Source organism: Wolbachia endosymbiont (group A) of Cydia amplana (assembly GCF_964028495.1).
GTDB classification, from domain to species: Bacteria; Pseudomonadota; Alphaproteobacteria; order Rickettsiales; family Anaplasmataceae; genus Wolbachia; species Wolbachia pipientis.
In genome coordinates this window covers 317,114-333,602 of sequence record NZ_OZ034792.1, presented here as the reverse complement: position 1 = coordinate 333,602, position 16,489 = coordinate 317,114, and the positions used below count along the sequence as shown (strand labels likewise).

The 16,489-nt window shown below is 36.0% G+C and carries 12 protein-coding genes, 1 tRNA gene and 3 pseudogenes; 8 read left to right on the top strand and 8 right to left on the bottom strand.

The annotated features are described in order from the left end of the window. Positions 1-79: 79 nt before the first annotated feature. The 7 genes from leuS to ABWU40_RS01595 all read right to left on the bottom strand — a co-directional run bounded on the left by leuS (position 80) and on the right by ABWU40_RS01595 (position 7,676). The gene (gene leuS, locus ABWU40_RS01625) at positions 80-2,530 is read right to left on the bottom strand and encodes a leucine--tRNA ligase (protein ID WP_353279254.1); all 2,451 of its coding nucleotides are present in this window, start codon (positions 2,528-2,530) and stop codon (positions 80-82) included. Positions 2,531-2,542: 12 nt separating this feature from the next. Then, a complete protein-coding gene (locus tag ABWU40_RS01620; protein ID WP_006279879.1) occupies positions 2,543-3,139 on the bottom strand; it encodes a murein hydrolase activator EnvC family protein in 597 nt (198 codons plus the stop codon). A gap of 45 nt (positions 3,140-3,184) precedes the next feature. Then, positions 3,185-3,511 carry a MerR family transcriptional regulator gene (locus tag ABWU40_RS01615; protein ID WP_006279880.1) on the bottom strand — a complete coding sequence of 109 codons (327 nt, stop codon included), beginning with the start codon at positions 3,509-3,511 and terminating at the stop codon, positions 3,185-3,187. After that, on the bottom strand, positions 3,511-3,816 hold the full coding sequence (locus ABWU40_RS01610; RefSeq protein ID WP_006279881.1) for an integration host factor subunit alpha: 306 nt from the start codon (positions 3,814-3,816) through the stop codon (positions 3,511-3,513). The genes ABWU40_RS01615 and ABWU40_RS01610 overlap by 1 nt, the downstream gene beginning before the upstream one ends. A gap of 60 nt (positions 3,817-3,876) precedes the next feature. Continuing rightward, positions 3,877-5,064 carry an MFS transporter gene (locus ABWU40_RS01605; RefSeq protein WP_141456806.1) on the bottom strand — a complete coding sequence of 396 codons (1,188 nt, stop codon included), beginning with the start codon at positions 5,062-5,064 and terminating at the stop codon, positions 3,877-3,879. A gap of 371 nt (positions 5,065-5,435) precedes the next feature. Further along, a complete protein-coding gene (locus ABWU40_RS01600; RefSeq protein WP_353279252.1) occupies positions 5,436-6,899 on the bottom strand; it encodes a leucyl aminopeptidase in 1,464 nt (487 codons plus the stop codon). Between the two features lie 135 nt (positions 6,900-7,034). Further along, a complete protein-coding gene (locus ABWU40_RS01595) occupies positions 7,035-7,676 on the bottom strand; it encodes a protocatechuate 3,4-dioxygenase (RefSeq protein WP_015588781.1) in 642 nt (213 codons plus the stop codon). Positions 7,677-8,107: 431 nt separating this feature from the next. Between ABWU40_RS01595 and ABWU40_RS01590 the strand changes: the two are divergent. Then, positions 8,108-8,693 (top strand): annotated as a pseudogene (locus tag ABWU40_RS01590) (DUF6444 domain-containing protein); the annotation flags it as partial. 7 nt (positions 8,694-8,700) lie between these two features. Here the strand turns inward: ABWU40_RS01590 and ABWU40_RS01585 are convergent. Beyond that, positions 8,701-9,105: pseudogene (locus tag ABWU40_RS01585) on the bottom strand (IS4 family transposase); the annotation flags it as partial. A gap of 219 nt (positions 9,106-9,324) precedes the next feature. Here ABWU40_RS01585 and ABWU40_RS01580 point away from each other — a divergent pair. From ABWU40_RS01580 to ABWU40_RS01550, 7 genes and pseudogenes are all read left to right on the top strand, one after another. Continuing rightward, positions 9,325-10,272 carry an IS110 family transposase gene (locus ABWU40_RS01580; RefSeq protein WP_015588780.1) on the top strand — a complete coding sequence of 316 codons (948 nt, stop codon included), beginning with the start codon at positions 9,325-9,327 and terminating at the stop codon, positions 10,270-10,272. A 199-nt stretch (positions 10,273-10,471) separates the two neighbouring features. After that, a pseudogene (locus tag ABWU40_RS01575) lies at positions 10,472-10,744 on the top strand (hypothetical protein); the annotation flags it as partial. Between the two features lie 214 nt (positions 10,745-10,958). Next, complete coding sequence (locus ABWU40_RS01570) at positions 10,959-11,882, top strand: hypothetical protein (protein WP_015588779.1); 924 nt, start codon at positions 10,959-10,961, stop codon at positions 11,880-11,882. A 66-nt stretch (positions 11,883-11,948) separates the two neighbouring features. Beyond that, positions 11,949-12,026 (top strand) — tRNA-Arg (locus ABWU40_RS01565). Positions 12,027-12,108: 82 nt separating this feature from the next. Further along, on the top strand, positions 12,109-13,227 hold the full coding sequence (gene dnaJ / locus ABWU40_RS01560) for a molecular chaperone DnaJ (RefSeq protein WP_015588778.1): 1,119 nt from the start codon (positions 12,109-12,111) through the stop codon (positions 13,225-13,227). Between the two features lie 331 nt (positions 13,228-13,558). Further along, positions 13,559-15,193, top strand: coding sequence for a ribonuclease J (locus tag ABWU40_RS01555; protein WP_012673044.1), 1,635 nt, complete (start codon positions 13,559-13,561; stop codon positions 15,191-15,193). Positions 15,194-15,198: 5 nt separating this feature from the next. After that, positions 15,199-16,461 carry a protein TolB gene (locus ABWU40_RS01550; RefSeq protein WP_353279249.1) on the top strand — a complete coding sequence of 421 codons (1,263 nt, stop codon included), beginning with the start codon at positions 15,199-15,201 and terminating at the stop codon, positions 16,459-16,461. Positions 16,462-16,489 lie beyond the last annotated feature (28 nt).

Here is a 16,489-nt window from a genome sequence, read left to right as displayed (position 1 = left end):
ATATCCTTTATATTAAAAAAGATATAATCGCATGTTAAAAAGAGTATAACCATGAAGTCAAAGATGCGCTACGGATTTTTTATATAACTATATTTACTATCTTATTTGGTACAGCATATACAGTGCGAACTTTGTTTTGATCGATCTTACTGGACACAGAGTCTATCGCTATTTTCTTCAATTCTTCTTGAGGTAAGTTAATTGCCACTTCGATTGTCGCACGCAACTTTCCATTGATCTGCACTGCTATAGTTACCGTATCGTCAACTAATAATGATTCATCAGCTTTTGGCCAAGGTTGACCTCCTATTTCTTGCCATAGGCTTTCAGCTAAATGCGGCATAAATGGTTCGATTACTCTGATTAGTATGCATATACCTTCATTAATAAGAGATTTTCCAGCTGCTACGTCTATTTCAGCTATTAAATTCGTCATTTCACGAAATTTTGCCACTACACAGTTTAATCTGCAGTTTTCCAAGTCATCTGTAAGTCCATGTAAGAGTTTATGAATTTTTTTTCTGTACTCTAGAAGTCCACCCGTAACACTTTTGTTATCATAGTGCATATTCACAGGCTTAAGCTGCATGACCATACGCCACAATTTATTTACATAACGAGAACAACCTTCCACACCATCATCGGACCATTCCATATCTTTCTCTGGAGGAGTGTCAGACAACACAAACAAGCGGGCAGTATCAGCACCATACTTTTCTATGATAAAATTTGGATCAACTGTGTTCTTTTTCGATTTGCTCATTTTCTCGACTTTTCCAACTTGAACCTTAGCTCCTTGTGCAATCAACTCTTTTGCTTCTGCGGGAAATAGCCACTTACCATTTTCGTCTTTATAAGTTGCATGGCAGACCATTCCTTGAGTGATTAAAGTAGAGAAAGGCTCTTTAATATCAAAATAGCCACATTTGGTTAAAGCACGGCAGAAAAATCGTGAGTAAAGCAAATGCAGAATTGCATGCTCTATCCCACCTATATAATAATCAACAGGCATAAAACGATTACATGCATCTTTGTCTATTGATTTATCTTCACTACAGAATGCAGCAAAATACCAGGAAGACTCAAAAAAGGTGTCGAATGTATCAGTTTCACGCTCTGCTTGCTTTCCACATTTTGGGCAATCAACGAACTTCCAAGTTGGGTGTTTATCAAGCGGATTACCACCACTTGTAAATTCCACATCTGTTGGTAGAACTACAGGAAGGTCTTTTTCTGGTACTGGAACAGTTCCGCAGTCTCTGCAATATATGATAGGTATAGGGCATCCCCAATAACGTTGTCTCGAAATTCCCCAATCATGTAAACGATAGTTTGTTGTTTTCTCACCTATCCCTTTTTCTTTGAGCTTTTTAATGATTACTTCCTTTGCTTCACTAACCGTCAATCCATTTAAGAATTCAGAGTTGCACATTATTTCGCCGCCAGTGTAGGCTTCTTCTAGAGTCACTATGGCTTGTGCACCCTTTTCACAAATAACAGGAATAACCGGCAAATCGTATTTCTGTGCAAATTCAAAATCACGCTGATCATGTGCAGGGCACCCAAAAATCGCGCCTTCCCCATATTCCATCAACACAAAATTCGCTATGTAAAGCGGCAATTCCTTATCAAGAAATGGATGCTTGACGTTTAATCCGGTGTAAACTCCTATTTTTTCGTCATTTTCCTCCTTTGCTTTCATGCCATCGATAAAGTCTCGTATTTCTTTGTCCTTAAGATCCTGCACAATAGGGTGTTCTGCTGCTACCGCAAAAAAAGAAGCTCCAAACCAAGTATGAGGAGAAGTTGTAAAAATCTTTAATTTCTTATTTAAGCCAACTATTTCAAAATCTATAGTTACCACTTCAGATTTTCCTATCCAACGCTCCTGCATTGTTTTGACTTTTTCTGGCCAATTTTTCAAACTTTGCAGACACTTGAGTAAATCTTCAGCGAAATCAGTAATCTTTAAAAACCACTGGGATAACTTACGTTTTTCAACAACGGCGCCTGAACGCCATCCTTTTCCATCAACCACCTGTTCATTTGCAAGCACTGTTTGGTCCACTGGATCCCAGTTAACCCATGATTCTTTTCGATAGGCAAGCCCATGCTTTAAAAAATCCAGGAAAAATTTTTGTTCGTGTTTGTAATAATCAGGCTCACATGTGGAGAGTTCACGCTCCCAATTATAAGAAAGACCTATAGATTTCAACTGTGTACGCATATTATCTATATTCTCTTTTGTCCATGTTTCGGGGCTAATATTGTTATCCCTTGCTGCATTCTCAGCTGGTAATCCAAACGCATCCCAGCCAATTGGATGCAAAACCTCAAATCCATTAGCTCTCTTGTAACGCGCTATCACATCCCCTATTGCATAGTTACGTAAGTGTCCCATATGAATTTTACCAGATGGATATGGAAACATTTCCAACACGTAACACTTTTCTTGTTTACCACTCTTGCTTACAGAAAAATCCCATTTATCTTGATAAAATTTTTCAACACTTTTAAAATCATATTTCATATAAATCCAAATTCAATTACAGTTCATATGCATCAAAGGATCAACCGCTTGGCCATTATGTCGTATTGTGAAACACATCTGTGGATCTTTATCTTGTGTGCTTGATTTACCTGCAGATCCAATTACTTGACCTTGCTTTACTTTATCGCCAATTTCAACATGTATGTTTTTTAAATAGGAGTACACAGTCATGTAATTATCTTTGTGTTCCACTATAATTAAATTCCCATACCATCTCAGCCCTTTGCCTACATATATCACTTTGCCTGGTGCAGAGGAAACTACGTTCGTTCCATTTTGAGCAGCAATTTTTATGCCATCCTTACACATTTCATCAGAAGAGGTAGCTGAACCTTTAACTGGCATTACAAATTTACAATTTACCCCCACATTTTGTGTATTATTGTTATCTTTGTATATCCTATTTATGATGGCTTTTCTACTTTCTTTTTGCACTGAAGGCTCCCTAATTAAATGGTACTCTCTTGTATATTCCAGATCTCTTTTTCCGTAAAATTCTTCGCCTTTAAGCAGCACAGGTGCAGGTTTTTGCAGGCCACAGCCTATTAATATTGCTAATAACATAAGAAATGAGGCTATATGCCACATTTTAAACTCTCACAAAACTCCAAAATTTTAGCGAGACGTAGTGTTTCACGCCTGCTTGTTACTTTCCTCGTTATTTATTTTACTAGTTAAATAGTCCCTCAAATCGGTGAGTTCTTGCAACAAATTCTTTGTGACTTTTATATCATTACCAAATTCTTTTTGCACTCCTTTTATTGTATATCCTTTATCATATAGCATGTATTTTACTTTCTTTATGGCCTCTATACACTTGCGATCATATAGCCTTCTTCCTTTACGCTTTGTAGGCTTAATTTGATGAAATTGACCTTCCCAAAATCTCAAAACATGCTGTTCCAAATGTAGCTCTTCAGCTACTTCCCCAATCGTATAAAATAATTTTTCCTTGTTCATTAATTATTGATTGATTTTTTTATAATTTTTGAAGGCCTAAAAGAAACTGAATTTCTTGCCTGAATCATCACTTTCTCCGATGTATTTGGTATATTTCCTGGTCTTTCCTTCTTTTTCTTAACCAAGAATGTTCCAAATGACGATATTTTTACTATTCCATCCTTTACCAAGCTTGTCTTTATTTCGTCCAATATATCATCTATTATCGAAACAGAGTCTTCCTTTGATAATCCTATTTCTTGGTTTATATCTCCAGCTATCGTTGCCTTAGTTACTGTTGTGTCTTTTGTTGTAACGTGATCCATTATTGATAAATATTACAATACGTAAATATAATATAGCAATCGACTCGAGATTCAGCTACTTTATTTTTTAGAGTATGTCTCTTTTGTTGCATAATTTAAAATACCGGCAACTATCAATATCGCAAATATTGCAAAAAGTGCCATTTTATGATCTGTAAAAAGTGCTAACATTGACACTATAACTCCACTGCCAATAAACATAAATCCATTGATAATGGATGATGATGTGCTGATGTATTTTCGTTTCACAATCTCGCTGCCGACAGTAAAATTAAGCATATGTCCTCCCGCAAAAAACCCGAACATTAACATACAAAAGTACACAACGTGGACTGTTAAATGGCTGTATAGTAAAATAATAATTGAGACGCCTTGCAATAAAGCAAAAGCAGAAATTACATGTTTCCTATTTTTAAATAAGTTTGAGATTCGATCTGCAATTGGAGCACCAACTGCAAGACCAAGCCATAGTATTGCAGTTGCTATACCTGACTCCATTGCATTGAGTTCTGAGTTGCCCAGTAACCTTGGAGCCCACAAGGTATTAAGTGCTAAAAATGTTCCAAAAGTAATAGCACCCACCACTGAAGTTATCCAGATATCTCTTAATTTTAGCACTGTTAATATAGAGCACATTACTGTCTTCATAGAGCTTTTTATTGTGCGCTTTTCTGAGCTGCTTTCTGGAAGTGTGTTTGGACAAAAAAGCGTAAGTACAAATATCAACACACCAAATAGTATTATGCATACAATCAGATTTTTCCAATATGCATCTTCGGCAAGCAAGTTAGAGAACAGTATTTGAATTACCAAAGCAGAAAGGCTTGAAATTGTCTGCACTAGTGAAAACATTAGTCCAAATTGGGCAGCGGAAAAACATATGCTACTTGTGTGAGCAGCACCAATAAAACCAAATGATGCTCCAGTTGCAATCAACACTTGAGACAAAATCAAATGGGAGAAATTGTCACTATTAATAAGGACAAAAAACCCCAAGATCATAGTTGATAACGAGAAAAAATAAATTTTTTTACTGGAAAAAACATTAAACGTTGCTCCACTAAAAAATTGTAAGATGGCGAAAGTCCAAGTATATGCTGAATTAGCCAGTGCAACTTGCGCGATTGTAAGTCCAAGTTCCTTTTCGAGATTTACACTTATAAAGGTATAAATTATCTGCATGTTGCTGAATATAACAACCAAGTTACTAATCAGCCAAATGAACCAAGCCTTAGCTCTGCTTTCCATAAGATTTATTTTTATAAGTAATCTATTAGAAATTTAACACTAAGTCTCTTTTTAAGCTATTGTTTCCTGACTACTGTTATAGCTAACCCAAAAAACGGTTTCCCTACGTCATGCCGCCGCGGTATCTCTAGATCCCGCTAACAAGCAGCGGGATGACGAGCTTATCGTCACGCCGCCACGAACCGTCATACCGCGATTCATTCGCGGTATCTCAGCCGCTAACAAGTAGCGGGATGACGGTTGTCAGGGTGTCATGAAAGTAGCTGACACTGGAATCCAGAAAAAAAGAAATATGTATCAGCTACTTTCATTTGCTGCGCCTCGAAAATAAACGTTCATGTAGCTAAGCCATAAATCCAGTATAAAGACCTTTAATCATTGGCTTCGTAGTACTTCTCAACCAACTTATTAAGTAACCTTACACCAAAACCTACTGCTCCTCTTGGACAAATGTCAGTACCTTTCTCGTGCCAAGCAGTGCCTGCGATATCTAAATGTGCCCAGCAAGTTTCATTCACAAAACGCTGTAAAAACTGTGCAGCCATTATGCTATCTCCACCAGAGCCTGCAGGAGCGATGTTTTGAACATCAGCAATCGGTGAATCAATAATTTTGTCATAAGTTTCATTCATAGGAAAACGCCATAACTTCTCATTTACTTCATTTCCTGCATCAATCAGACGGTTTGCTAATTCATCATTATTTGAAAAAAGACCAGCATATTCGTTATTTCCAAGTGCAACCACTATAGCACCAGTTAAAGTTGCAAGATCAATCATAAATTTTGGTGAGAATCTATCTTGCGTATACCATAAAGCATCTGCAAGTATGAGCCTTCCTTCTGCATCGGTGTTCAACACTTCTATTGTTTGTCCAGACATTGAAGTTACTACATCACTTGGTCTTTGAGCATTACCACCCACTGCATTTTCTGCAAGTGCGACCACGCCAATTGCATTTACTTTTGCTTTTCGTCCTGCTAAAGCATGCATCACCCCAACCACAGTAGCAGAGCCTGCCATGTCATATTTCATCGACTCCATACCACGTGAAGATTTGAGTGATACTCCACCAGTGTCAAACGTTATACCTTTACCAACAAAAGCTATAGGCTTTTGTTCTTTAGAAGCTCCATTCCATTTTATCACTACTAATTTTGGTTCTTTACTACTTCCTTGTGCAACTCCAAGCAAGGCTCCCATTTTTTTCTCTTCCATCTGCTTTTTATCAAGCACCTCGATTTCAAGGCCAAGCTTAGTAAGTTCTTTTTTTATATGATCAGCATAGGATTCTGGATATAGAATGTTAGGAGGCTCTGTTATAAAAGAGCGCGCAAGAAATATACTCTCACCTTCTTGCCTTAAGTGCTCAAATGATCTTTCAGCATTACTTAATTGTTCATCTTTTACTAATACGGTAATCTCCTCTACCTCTGTAATTTTCTCATCCTTTTTAGTTTTATACTTATCAAACTTAAAACTACGCAGAAACGCACCATATGCAACATTTGCTGCACTACCTTCGATTAAAACCGCTGCTTTTTTAATTTTTAATCTGCTTAGCTCACAATATATTTTACCACCAATATTTAATTCTTTATTTTCATTCCATTCATCCTTCTTACCCAGTCCAACAACTATAACATTTTTTTCTTCTGGCAAAGCAGTAGAGAAAAATTCACCAAAACTTCCATTGAAATCGCTAAATTGCTTTATATTATCTATGACCTGTTTTCCTTGCAAAACTCCGCCATCATTTACGGTTTCGTTGTCTTCAAATAAACCCATTACTATTGTTTTAAAATCGGGCGAAATTTTAGAAATTGTTATTTTCATTGCTGGTATCTCCGTTGCAAATAATTGTAAACTGTACATAAAACATAGCAAAAACATCAGTAAGATATTTTTCATATACATCCTAAGTACAATAACACTTAAGTTTACTATGGACTCCCTTACATGCAAGGTTTTTTATCTTTTATTAGAGAACTTATTATATCCGCCCAAGGTAATGTTAAACGTATAGGTTTTTATGACCTGATCACTGTAAGTAAATGGTGTTATGAGAAGGCTTGCAAGCCCATTACTAACAAAATCTTCAAGAACAGGATCAGCGCAATTATCGCAATTATGGTCAGCAAAAAACATTTGCGTTGTGAATTCTGGAAAATCCGGATGTTGAACTAGAAAGTTGATATGTGGAGCTCTATCACCAATTTTACCAGGTGCTATCGTAATAAAATTATAATAGCCAAGATTATTCACTACAAACCTTCCTGATCCAGCAAAATTCAGATCATCCTCTATATTCTTATCGTAATGGTTCACGCCGCGTGAATTCGCGTGCCATATAGAAACTACAGCATTTTGTATTGGTAAGCAGTTTATATCAGTAATTCTACCCACTATGTGTATTAATTCCCCTATTGCACTATTTGGAGAACCAGGTTTTCTTCTTAAATTGTTTGAAGAGTTAAAATTTTTTGGCCTTGCATCAAGGTCATATATTTCTGGAGTTTCAATGCAGTTGAGCAAAACAGGATCAGCTGCAAATAGCGGCAAACTGAATACCATTTGTACTAAAAACGCTAATAAGATATTTTTCACATTCATTTCATTTATAATAGACTTCTTGCATAACCATATAACAAACTTTTATTGGGAATAGAAACGAAAAAACTTACTTTACAAACTCCGCCAGCCCTCTTATCATAAAACTGAAGGTATTCAGTTATCTTCATCTGTGCAGATTAAACAGCAAGAAAACAACGTAGTTGGCGTCTTATTTTTAATTTTTTGCACTATGTGCACCTTATGTCTTCACAATATTTCTAGGTTTTTACCTACACAAGCTGAAACGCGCTTATAAGTCGTTCAAGACAGTATAGTACGCCAATTTGCAGGATTAGAGAGTGACAACTAGCTAACACGGGGTTTCTTTTGCCTTTTTTTCTGTTTAGTAAATTGTATCCGTTCAGCGGAGTGGTAGAATAAGGTAGACAAAGTGATCTAAAAAGATAATCATAGAGCAAAAGTGAGGTAATGTGGTAAACCTTTTAGAACTTTGCAAAAATTTACAGCAAAAAATAGAAAAACTGGAAGCAGAGATAGAAAACTTAAAAGCAGAAAATAAAGCTTTAAAGATAGAGAACGCTGAATTAAAGGAAAGGCTTGGTTTAAACTCGAAAAATTCATCTCTACCGAGCTCTAAAGAATTGTACAAAACAAAAAAGGACAAGCCAAAAAGCGAAAGGAATGTTGGCGATCAGGTTGAGCATAAAGGAAATTTTCATGCTACAATGGAAGCGGATAAAGTAGTAAAAATAGAGTCGCCTAATATTTGCGAATGCGGAGGAGAGCTTGTAATATGCGAAAAACCTTATGTTCACCAAAAAGTTGATCTTCCGGAAATTAGGCCTTATGTAGTAATTGGAACATGGTCGTTGTTGGAGATGCAGAAAAAGAAAAAGTAGCAAGTTACCAGAAGGTGTTACGCCAGATACATTTGGTCCAAGGGTTAAGTCTATAATTGCAGCACTCAGCGGATTTTACAAAAACTCAAAGCGTGAAGTGGCTAGTATCATAAATGACATTTTTAATTTGAACATAAGTGTTGGCAGCATATCAAATCTTACTATTACCCACAAATATGAGGTTCGTGAGCAAGTCGCCATCCTTCTTCTAGATCAAAGAAACGTCTCCACCCTTTCCAAAGAGTAATTGGTCCTGGTTTTGGGTCGCTTTTTCTTGCTAAATGACCTCCAAGTTCACGAAACGGCTTCTTTTATAGTAGGGGCTATATTTGGACATGGTTTCCTGTGTATTTTAACATATAAAACTTTCCATTCTTCCTCAGCTAATAAGGCAGTACATGGTAATGTTGGGTTAGTTCTTGCAATTGATGTAATAAAGAAAATTCTCCAAGCAATAATGCTCATGACTGTTAAATACCTCATTAATCTTTCTGCTGTTCCAAGTCTACATTCCTCAACTTTGAGACCGGATTTAAAATTTTATGTAATATCTCTATTTTCCATCTAAGGAAATTGTAAGTTAAAAACGTGATATAAAAGAGATAAGAGAGAAAGATAACCCTGCTCACTAGGAATAGCGGGCGTGCGCGACCGAAAGGAAATTGGTATTACAACCGTTGGTATCAAGGTACGCTAGCCCTATCTCTCGATACGTTTGAATAGTTGCTTGGGACATATATATGCACCCGTTTACAATCTTAAATTAACTAAAACTATCGAGGTTTATTATGGTTACATCTTATCAAAATTTTATTGGCATTGACATCGGAAAATTTAAAAATGTCGTTGCAATTCACAAACAGAAGAATGCTGTCGAATTTGATAATAATGCTTCTGGTTGGCAACAATTATTTCAAGAGTTTTCAGATATTCTACCTAATGCTTTAGTGACTTTAGAAAATACAGGGAAATATGAGCTTGGCTTATCACATTTTCTTACCGACAAAAATATTGCCGTGCATCGAGCTAATACTCGTAAAGTAAAAAGCTTTATTTTATCTCACGGAGCTTTAGCAAAGTCTGATAGATCAGATGCAAGAGCTCTTGCTCAATATGGATTTGAACGCCATAGAACTATCTCTCTATTTGTACCTACCTCTACAGAACAATCAACTTTGGCTGCACTTTGTCAACGTCGTGATGATATTACGCAAATGAGAACTCAAGAAAAATGCAGACTTGAAGCACCGGAAAATGATCATATAAAAGAAAGCTGTCAAAAGACCATTGAGTTTTTCGATAGTCAAATAAACGAACTCAATGATACTATACAAAAGATTATTGATGAAAGCCGCGAATTACAACAACGCCAAAAAATTCTTAAAACAGTTCCTGGAATAGGTAAAAAGTTATCACAAGATTTTTTGTGTTTAATGCCAGAGCTTGGTTACTTAAACAGAAAAGAAGTAGCAAGTCTTGCCGGAGTTGCACCGCATCCAAAAGAAAGTGGTAAAGCTGTTGGTTACCGAAGGATTACAGGTGGTAGAAGTAACGTTCGTTCAAAGCTCTTTACAGCCGCTATGGCTGCTACAAGGTCAAAATCTATACTTGGCGCCTTTTATTCTAAGCTTGTTGAAAGTGGTAAGAAGAAGATGGTGGCTATAACAGCCCTAATGCGTAAAATTATAGTAATTGCTAATACAAGACTTAAAGAAGCAATTAATTTGCATACTTAAAAATCTTCACAACGGTAACTAAAATTGGCTAATGAATATGTGCGTCCACACAGACTTAAAGCACATATTCATTAGCTTAAGCAGAAATTGCTGTGGTAGCTGTTTGATATAAAATTCTATTTCTATGACAAACGGGTTTTTATTGCCCATATAATTTGCAAAATTACACAAATAAAAAAATTTTTAAAAAACATAGTTGATAGCAGAAAAAGCACCAATAATAAAGTTAGCCTACGATGAGTTAGACAAGTTTTGCTGGAATGAGAAAGATTTAGTAGCATATGAAGAAAGAATAATGGATCTGCGGAAAGAAGAAGCCATTCTTGAATACAAACTTGAGGAAGGTATAGAGAAAGGAAAAATCGAAGTTGCAAAAAATTTACTTAAAGCTGGTGTATCTGTTAATTTAATAGCTGAATCCACTGGCCTTTCTCAAGCTGAAATTGTACAGCTTAAGCAAGAAGTAGCCTAAGTATCACGTTTTTCAGGGCTTTTTTAGCTCGGCAGTGGTCTGAAAAGTCCATTTTTCACTTTATAAAATGTTTATATTTTACCACCTACTTTATTTGAATAAGTTCTTCTGCCACACTCTGAACGGATACTTGAATCAGGCTCAAGTTGACAAGTAGATGTTATCTTGTTATAATAAATATTTATTAATTTAATCTTAACTTAAGAGGGTATTTATGGTAGCAAGTGATAGTGTTTTAAAAAGGTATGCGTTAGCCTATATAAAGAAATTAGGTAATAATAATAATATTGAAGGGTTTCTACAGTATTGTAATAATACACCGAATTTAACTTGGAGCAAGGAGAATTTTAAAAATGTGTATGAAGAATTTACACATCCAAATTCAAGCAATAGGCACGATACAGGAAGCAGAAATGATCAATATAACGCAGGGAATAACGCACAACCTACAGGCTCTCAGACTACACATATACATGTATACAATGATAGAGGTTTAGATTTTTGGGATTATTTACTACTTCGCAGCCTGTTTGGTGGTCATACTACAGTTATAAATAACCCTGGTTTCAGTAGTGGTAGCCATCAAAGCAGAGAAGATAAGAAAAAAGACTCAGAAGACAATAGAAAGTTATTAGCTTTAGGTATGGTAGCTGCAGTTGTGTGTGTTGCTTTCCATGCTGGTATGTGTTTTTGGTATAACAGCAGCAGAAAAGTGGCTAGAAAAGAAGAAAAAATAGATTACCTGGATAGTAAATTTAAAACGTTCAGAAATATAGAATTTGCGGTTGGCGCTGTTTCTTTGGCAGCTTTGGTAGCTTGTGCTGTTTACCCAGTCTTACCAGTGTGGGGTTTAGTTATCCTTGGCGTTAATTCTCTTGTGTGTTTTACTGGTGGTTTAGCTTTTCATATGAAGCATGAGGAAGAATCAGAAAATATCGAGAAAGCTGAAAGAGCGGTAGATAGCTATCTTAAACAAGGGCATGGTTATGGAGATTCTTCTCGTTATGATGCACCACCTCCTTACTTTTCTCAAGATCCTAATACTACTCCAACTGCTCCTCCTCAAAATGCATTTGATAATCCTTATTTGCAACAGAAGTTTGGGAATTGTAAGGGGTTCACGCGTGATAAAAATTAACAGTTTTATTTTTAGCCAAATTAATTGAATCAAGCTACAAAACCTGCTAAAGTTAACTTTGTGAAAGCACCCTTAGCTCAGTTGGATTAGAGCATTTGACTACGGATCAAAAGGTCGGGCGTTCAAGTCGCTCAGGGTGCACCACATTTTATAGGAAACAGAAGTCACACTTGAAATTAATATATGTAATACCTATCTTTAAAGGTTAAACACTAAACTATTATATATGAGCAAAAAAGACTACTATGATCTGCTGGAAGTAGGCAGAAATGCCAATATTGATGAGATAAAAAAAGCATATAAAAAATTAGCGTTAAAATATCATCCTGATAGAAATCCTGGCAATAAAGAAGCAGAGGAAAAATTTAAAGAAGTAACAGCTGCATATGAAGTTCTGTCTGACTCTGAGAAAAGGGCAGGCTATGACCGTTATGGCCACGAAGGTGCTTCTGGTGGATTTCAAGGCTTTAGCTCTGCAGGAGATTTTAGCGACATATTCAATGACTTCTTTGGTGGAGGATTCGGTGGTGGTGCAAGTAGATCGAGAGCAAAAAGAAGTACAACAGGAGTATCTGGAGCAGACCTACGTTATGATCTTGAAATTACCTTAGAAGATGCATTTAAAGGAATACAAGCGCCTATACATTATGTGACAAATGTAAAATGTGATACATGCCAAGGCACAGGTGGCGAAGGAGCAATTAAACCAGTTCAGTGCCACACATGCCAGGGAAGCGGTAGGATTAGAACTCAACAAGGCTTTTTTACCATCGAAAGAACATGTACTACATGCTATGGGGAAGGAGAAATAATACAAAACAAATGTAAGAAATGTGGTGGAAGTGGACGTAGAAGAGATGAAGTAAATATATCCGTTTCAATTCCAAAAGGCATAGAAGAAGGAGCTAAGGTAAGGATAAGTGGTAAAGGAGAAGCTGGAACAAAAGGTGGAAAAAGTGGAGATTTATACGTATACGTGAAAATAATTTTCCATAAAATCTTTGCTAGAAATAAAGCAGATTTACACTGTAAAGTGCCTATAAGAATGACACTAGCAGTGCTTGGTGGTGAAATCGATATTCAATCAATTGATGGAGCTAAAATAAAAGTAAAGGTCCCTGAAGGCACTCAAACTGGTACCAAACTACGTTGTAGGGAAAAGGGTATGCCATATATGAACTCACATGCTCGTGGTGATTTATACGTACAGGTAATAGTTGAGACTTTAAATCCAAAAAATTTAACTAAAAAGCAAATTGAACTATTAAAAGCGCTTGAAGAAGAGGAAAATGCAAGTGTACAACAGCAATCTGAAGGGTTTTTTAGTAAAGTAAAAAAAAAATAAGAAATCTGCTAAATGACATAAAGGGGTAACTGTTTACGGGTTTTCATTTAATCCTGCAATTTTTTGATCTCACTCATGGAAAACTTAACAATAATTAGCCAATAGAAACTTCTTAGCTCCTTATAGCCAAAGTGGCTTAGGTTTACCTACAATTTGAAAAACAACAAATTCGTCATTCCGCTACTCGTTAGCGGAATCTATACCGCGAATAAATCGCGGTATGACGTTGGGAAACCTTTCTTGGGTTAGCTATAAAACTATGTAAAAGCAATAAATTTCTTTATTTAAGGTCGAAGTTTTGCTATTCTCAGGTTTTAATAATTTAAATTTAATGAATATAAACAAAAATGAGTTTTTATTTCTTCCGCTTGGGGGAGTAGGAAGAATCGGGATGAATGTTAGCCTATATCATTACCAAGGTAAGTGGATTATGATCGACCTTGGTGTTGGTTTTGCAGATGAAACTATGCCAGGTGTTGAGCTGCTCATTGCTGATATAGATTTTATTGCTCAAAGAAAAAAAGATTTACTTGGAATAATAATTACACATGCACATGAGGACCACTGCGGTGCAGTGCCCCACTTGTGGGAAGAGTTGCAGTGCTCCATATATACAACAAAGTTTACGGTTAATTTTCTTAAAGAAAAACTAAAAGAATTTCGATTGGAAGGTATAGTGCCTGTAAAAGAGGTAGACATAAATGGCAGCATAAATTTGGGTCCTTTTACCGTCGAGTTTATAAATGTAACTCATTCAATTCCTGAGGCAAATTCAATATTAATTAGCACTGAAATGGGTAGTGCACTCCATACCGGAGACTGGAAATTTGATCCAAAACCTGTTGTTGGATTAACTTCTAATATGGAGCGTCTAAAAGAAATTGGCGATAAAGGTGACCTGCTTGCAGCAATTTGCGATTCAACCAATATATTAAGCAAGCATCACCCTGAGTCAGAAGGTGAAATTTATAATAATATTTATAACATAATAAAGCGGTCTAAAAAATTAGTTGCTGTTTCGCTATTCGCTTCAAATGTGGCACGAATTGAAACGATAAGCCAAGCTGCAAAAGCACTAAATAGAAAAGTAGTTTTACTTGGTAGATCTTTATGGAGAATAGTGAAAGTTGCGCAAGATAGTGGTTATTTAACTGATTCTCCTCAGTTTCTTGAAGCAAAGGAAGCAGTAAATTTTCCAAGGGAAGAACTGGTGCTACTTTGCACAGGTTGTCAAGGTGAGCCACTGGCAGCTACCGCAAGACTTGCTGCTAAGAGTCATCAAGCATTTAAAATGCAGCAAGGTGATACCATGATCTTTTCGTCAAAAATCATTCCTGGAAATGAAACTCGTGCGCACAACATGCTCAATGCCTTTATTGAGATGGGGGTAGAAGTTATTACTGAAAAAACAGAGCATGTTCATGCTTCTGGGCATCCAACAAGAGAAGAGCTAAAGGAAATGTATTCTTTAATAAAACCGAAGATGTCTATTCCAGTTCACGGCGAATATATTCACACGCATGCACATGTAAAATTTGCTAAAGAGTGCGGTGTGGCAAAAGCAATAATGATTGCACCAGGTGATATTGTTAATTTGGAGAACGGAGAAAAAGTTGATTCAATTGATGTTGACTACTTTGGTATTGATGGTATGCTGCTACGTCATCCGGAGAGCAGTGTTATAAAAATGCGTAAAAGGATGAGAGATGCCGGAGTTATTGTGGTAACAGCAGTTGTAAACAAGAAAAATAAATTGCTTGCTAAACCAAAAGTATTTGTACCTGGTGTTTTTGAAGTGCTAGAAGATGCAGCTACCATACAGAAAATTGTCAAGAAAGTTGAGTCGTTGTTTAGTTTGCAGCCAACAAAAAAAATTAAAAATAAGATTGAAAGTTCAATATTGAGTATCTTAAAGGAATATTTACTAAAAAGGCCTATAATTGAGGTTCAGATAGAACAGGTATGAAATGAATGAAGCTATTCGTTCATCTGGTGTTATTTATTTCGTTATTTATTCCTTATTTTACAAAAGCTGCTTTATATGTTGATATAAAAAAAAGCAGTGTTGGTAACATTGGTCTTGTTGTATCTAAATGTACATGTAAAACAGCGTTGGAAAGCGAATTAAGCGAAAATATTGCAAAGGTAATAGGAACAAATTTATCTAATTGTGGCTTATTTAATGTAAAACGTGGCGCGGAAGCTGAATCTAAATCTTGGAAAAGCGATACTGTAGTCACAGTAAGTTTAAGCGAAATATCTGGTAGTGCATTAGAGCTATCATTTCGTTTATTTGACACTTTTACAAAAAGAGAATTACTTACTCAGTCAGTTGTTTTTCCAGCAAAAGACTGGAGAAAAATTGGTCACCTCGTTTCGGATGTGATACATGATAGATTAATTGGTGAGAAAGGGCACTTCAACACAAAAATCACGTATATCGCTGAAGAAAAAGATAGCAACTACAAATCTGTGCGTAAAATTGCTGTGATGAATCAAGATGGAAGTAATATAAAATACTTAACAAATGGCAATAGATTTGTGTCAACACCGAGATTCTCACCAAATGGAAAGGATATTGTTTATATCTCGTACGCAAATGGTAAAAGTTATATAATATTAAAAAATTTAAAAGATAACACTGAATCAATAATCAGCGCATTTGAAGGAGTTGTTTCTGCACCAAGATTTTCTCCCGATGGTAAATCTCTTTTAATTTCCCACTCATTGGGTGGTGAAACGAATATATTATCTTTGGATTTAAGTAGTAAACGAACAAAAAAAATTACTAAAGGTTCAGCTATAAGCACTTCTCCCTCTTTTTCTCCAGATCAAAAGTATATGGCTTTTAGTTCTGATATAAGTGGGAGTCAGCAACTGTACGTTATCGATTTTACTAACAAAAGTAAAAAACCTAAAAGAATTAGTTTTGGAAGTGGAAGATATGCTACGCCTGTTTGGTCGCCAAAAGGAGATCTGATAGCTTTTACAAAGATTCAGTCAGGAAAATTTTACATAGGAGTTATGAAGCCAGATGGCAAAGAAGAACGTCTGCTTTCAGAGGGGCATAAAATTGAATCCCCGGCATGGCTACCAAATGGTAGAGAAATCATTTTTACAAGAACAGAATCACCAAGCAACTCTAAACTATATTTAGTAGACTTAGTAAAGAAAAATCAAAAAATGGTTTCCACTCCCACAAATGCTTCTTTACCGGATTGGTCTTATTTTTGAAAGTAGATCTATTATAGGTTTGATATGA

Excerpts from the sequence above, each read along its gene's own strand:
- ABWU40_RS01620 (WP_006279879.1), bottom strand. The coding sequence starts at position 3,139 with ATGTGGCATATAGCCTCATTTCTTATGTTATTAGCAATATTAATAGGC.
- ABWU40_RS01610 (WP_006279881.1), bottom strand. The coding sequence starts at position 3,816 with ATGGATCACGTTACAACAAAAGACACAACAGTAACTAAGGCAACGATA.
- ABWU40_RS01595 (WP_015588781.1), bottom strand. The coding sequence starts at position 7,676 with ATGAATGTGAAAAATATCTTATTAGCGTTTTTAGTACAAATGGTATTC.
- ABWU40_RS01605 (WP_141456806.1), bottom strand. The coding sequence starts at position 5,064 with ATGGAAAGCAGAGCTAAGGCTTGGTTCATTTGGCTGATTAGTAACTTG.
- ABWU40_RS01600 (WP_353279252.1), bottom strand. The coding sequence starts at position 6,899 with ATGAAAATAACAATTTCTAAAATTTCGCCCGATTTTAAAACAATAGTA.
- leuS (WP_353279254.1), bottom strand. The coding sequence starts at position 2,530 with ATGAAATATGATTTTAAAAGTGTTGAAAAATTTTATCAAGATAAATGG.
- ABWU40_RS01615 (WP_006279880.1), bottom strand. The coding sequence starts at position 3,511 with ATGAACAAGGAAAAATTATTTTATACGATTGGGGAAGTAGCTGAAGAG.
- ABWU40_RS01555 (WP_012673044.1), top strand. The coding sequence starts at position 13,559 with ATGAATATAAACAAAAATGAGTTTTTATTTCTTCCGCTTGGGGGAGTA.
- dnaJ (WP_015588778.1), top strand. The coding sequence starts at position 12,109 with ATGAGCAAAAAAGACTACTATGATCTGCTGGAAGTAGGCAGAAATGCC.
- ABWU40_RS01570 (WP_015588779.1), top strand. The coding sequence starts at position 10,959 with ATGGTAGCAAGTGATAGTGTTTTAAAAAGGTATGCGTTAGCCTATATA.
- ABWU40_RS01550 (WP_353279249.1), top strand. The coding sequence starts at position 15,199 with ATGAAGCTATTCGTTCATCTGGTGTTATTTATTTCGTTATTTATTCCT.
- ABWU40_RS01580 (WP_015588780.1), top strand. The coding sequence starts at position 9,325 with ATGGTTACATCTTATCAAAATTTTATTGGCATTGACATCGGAAAATTT.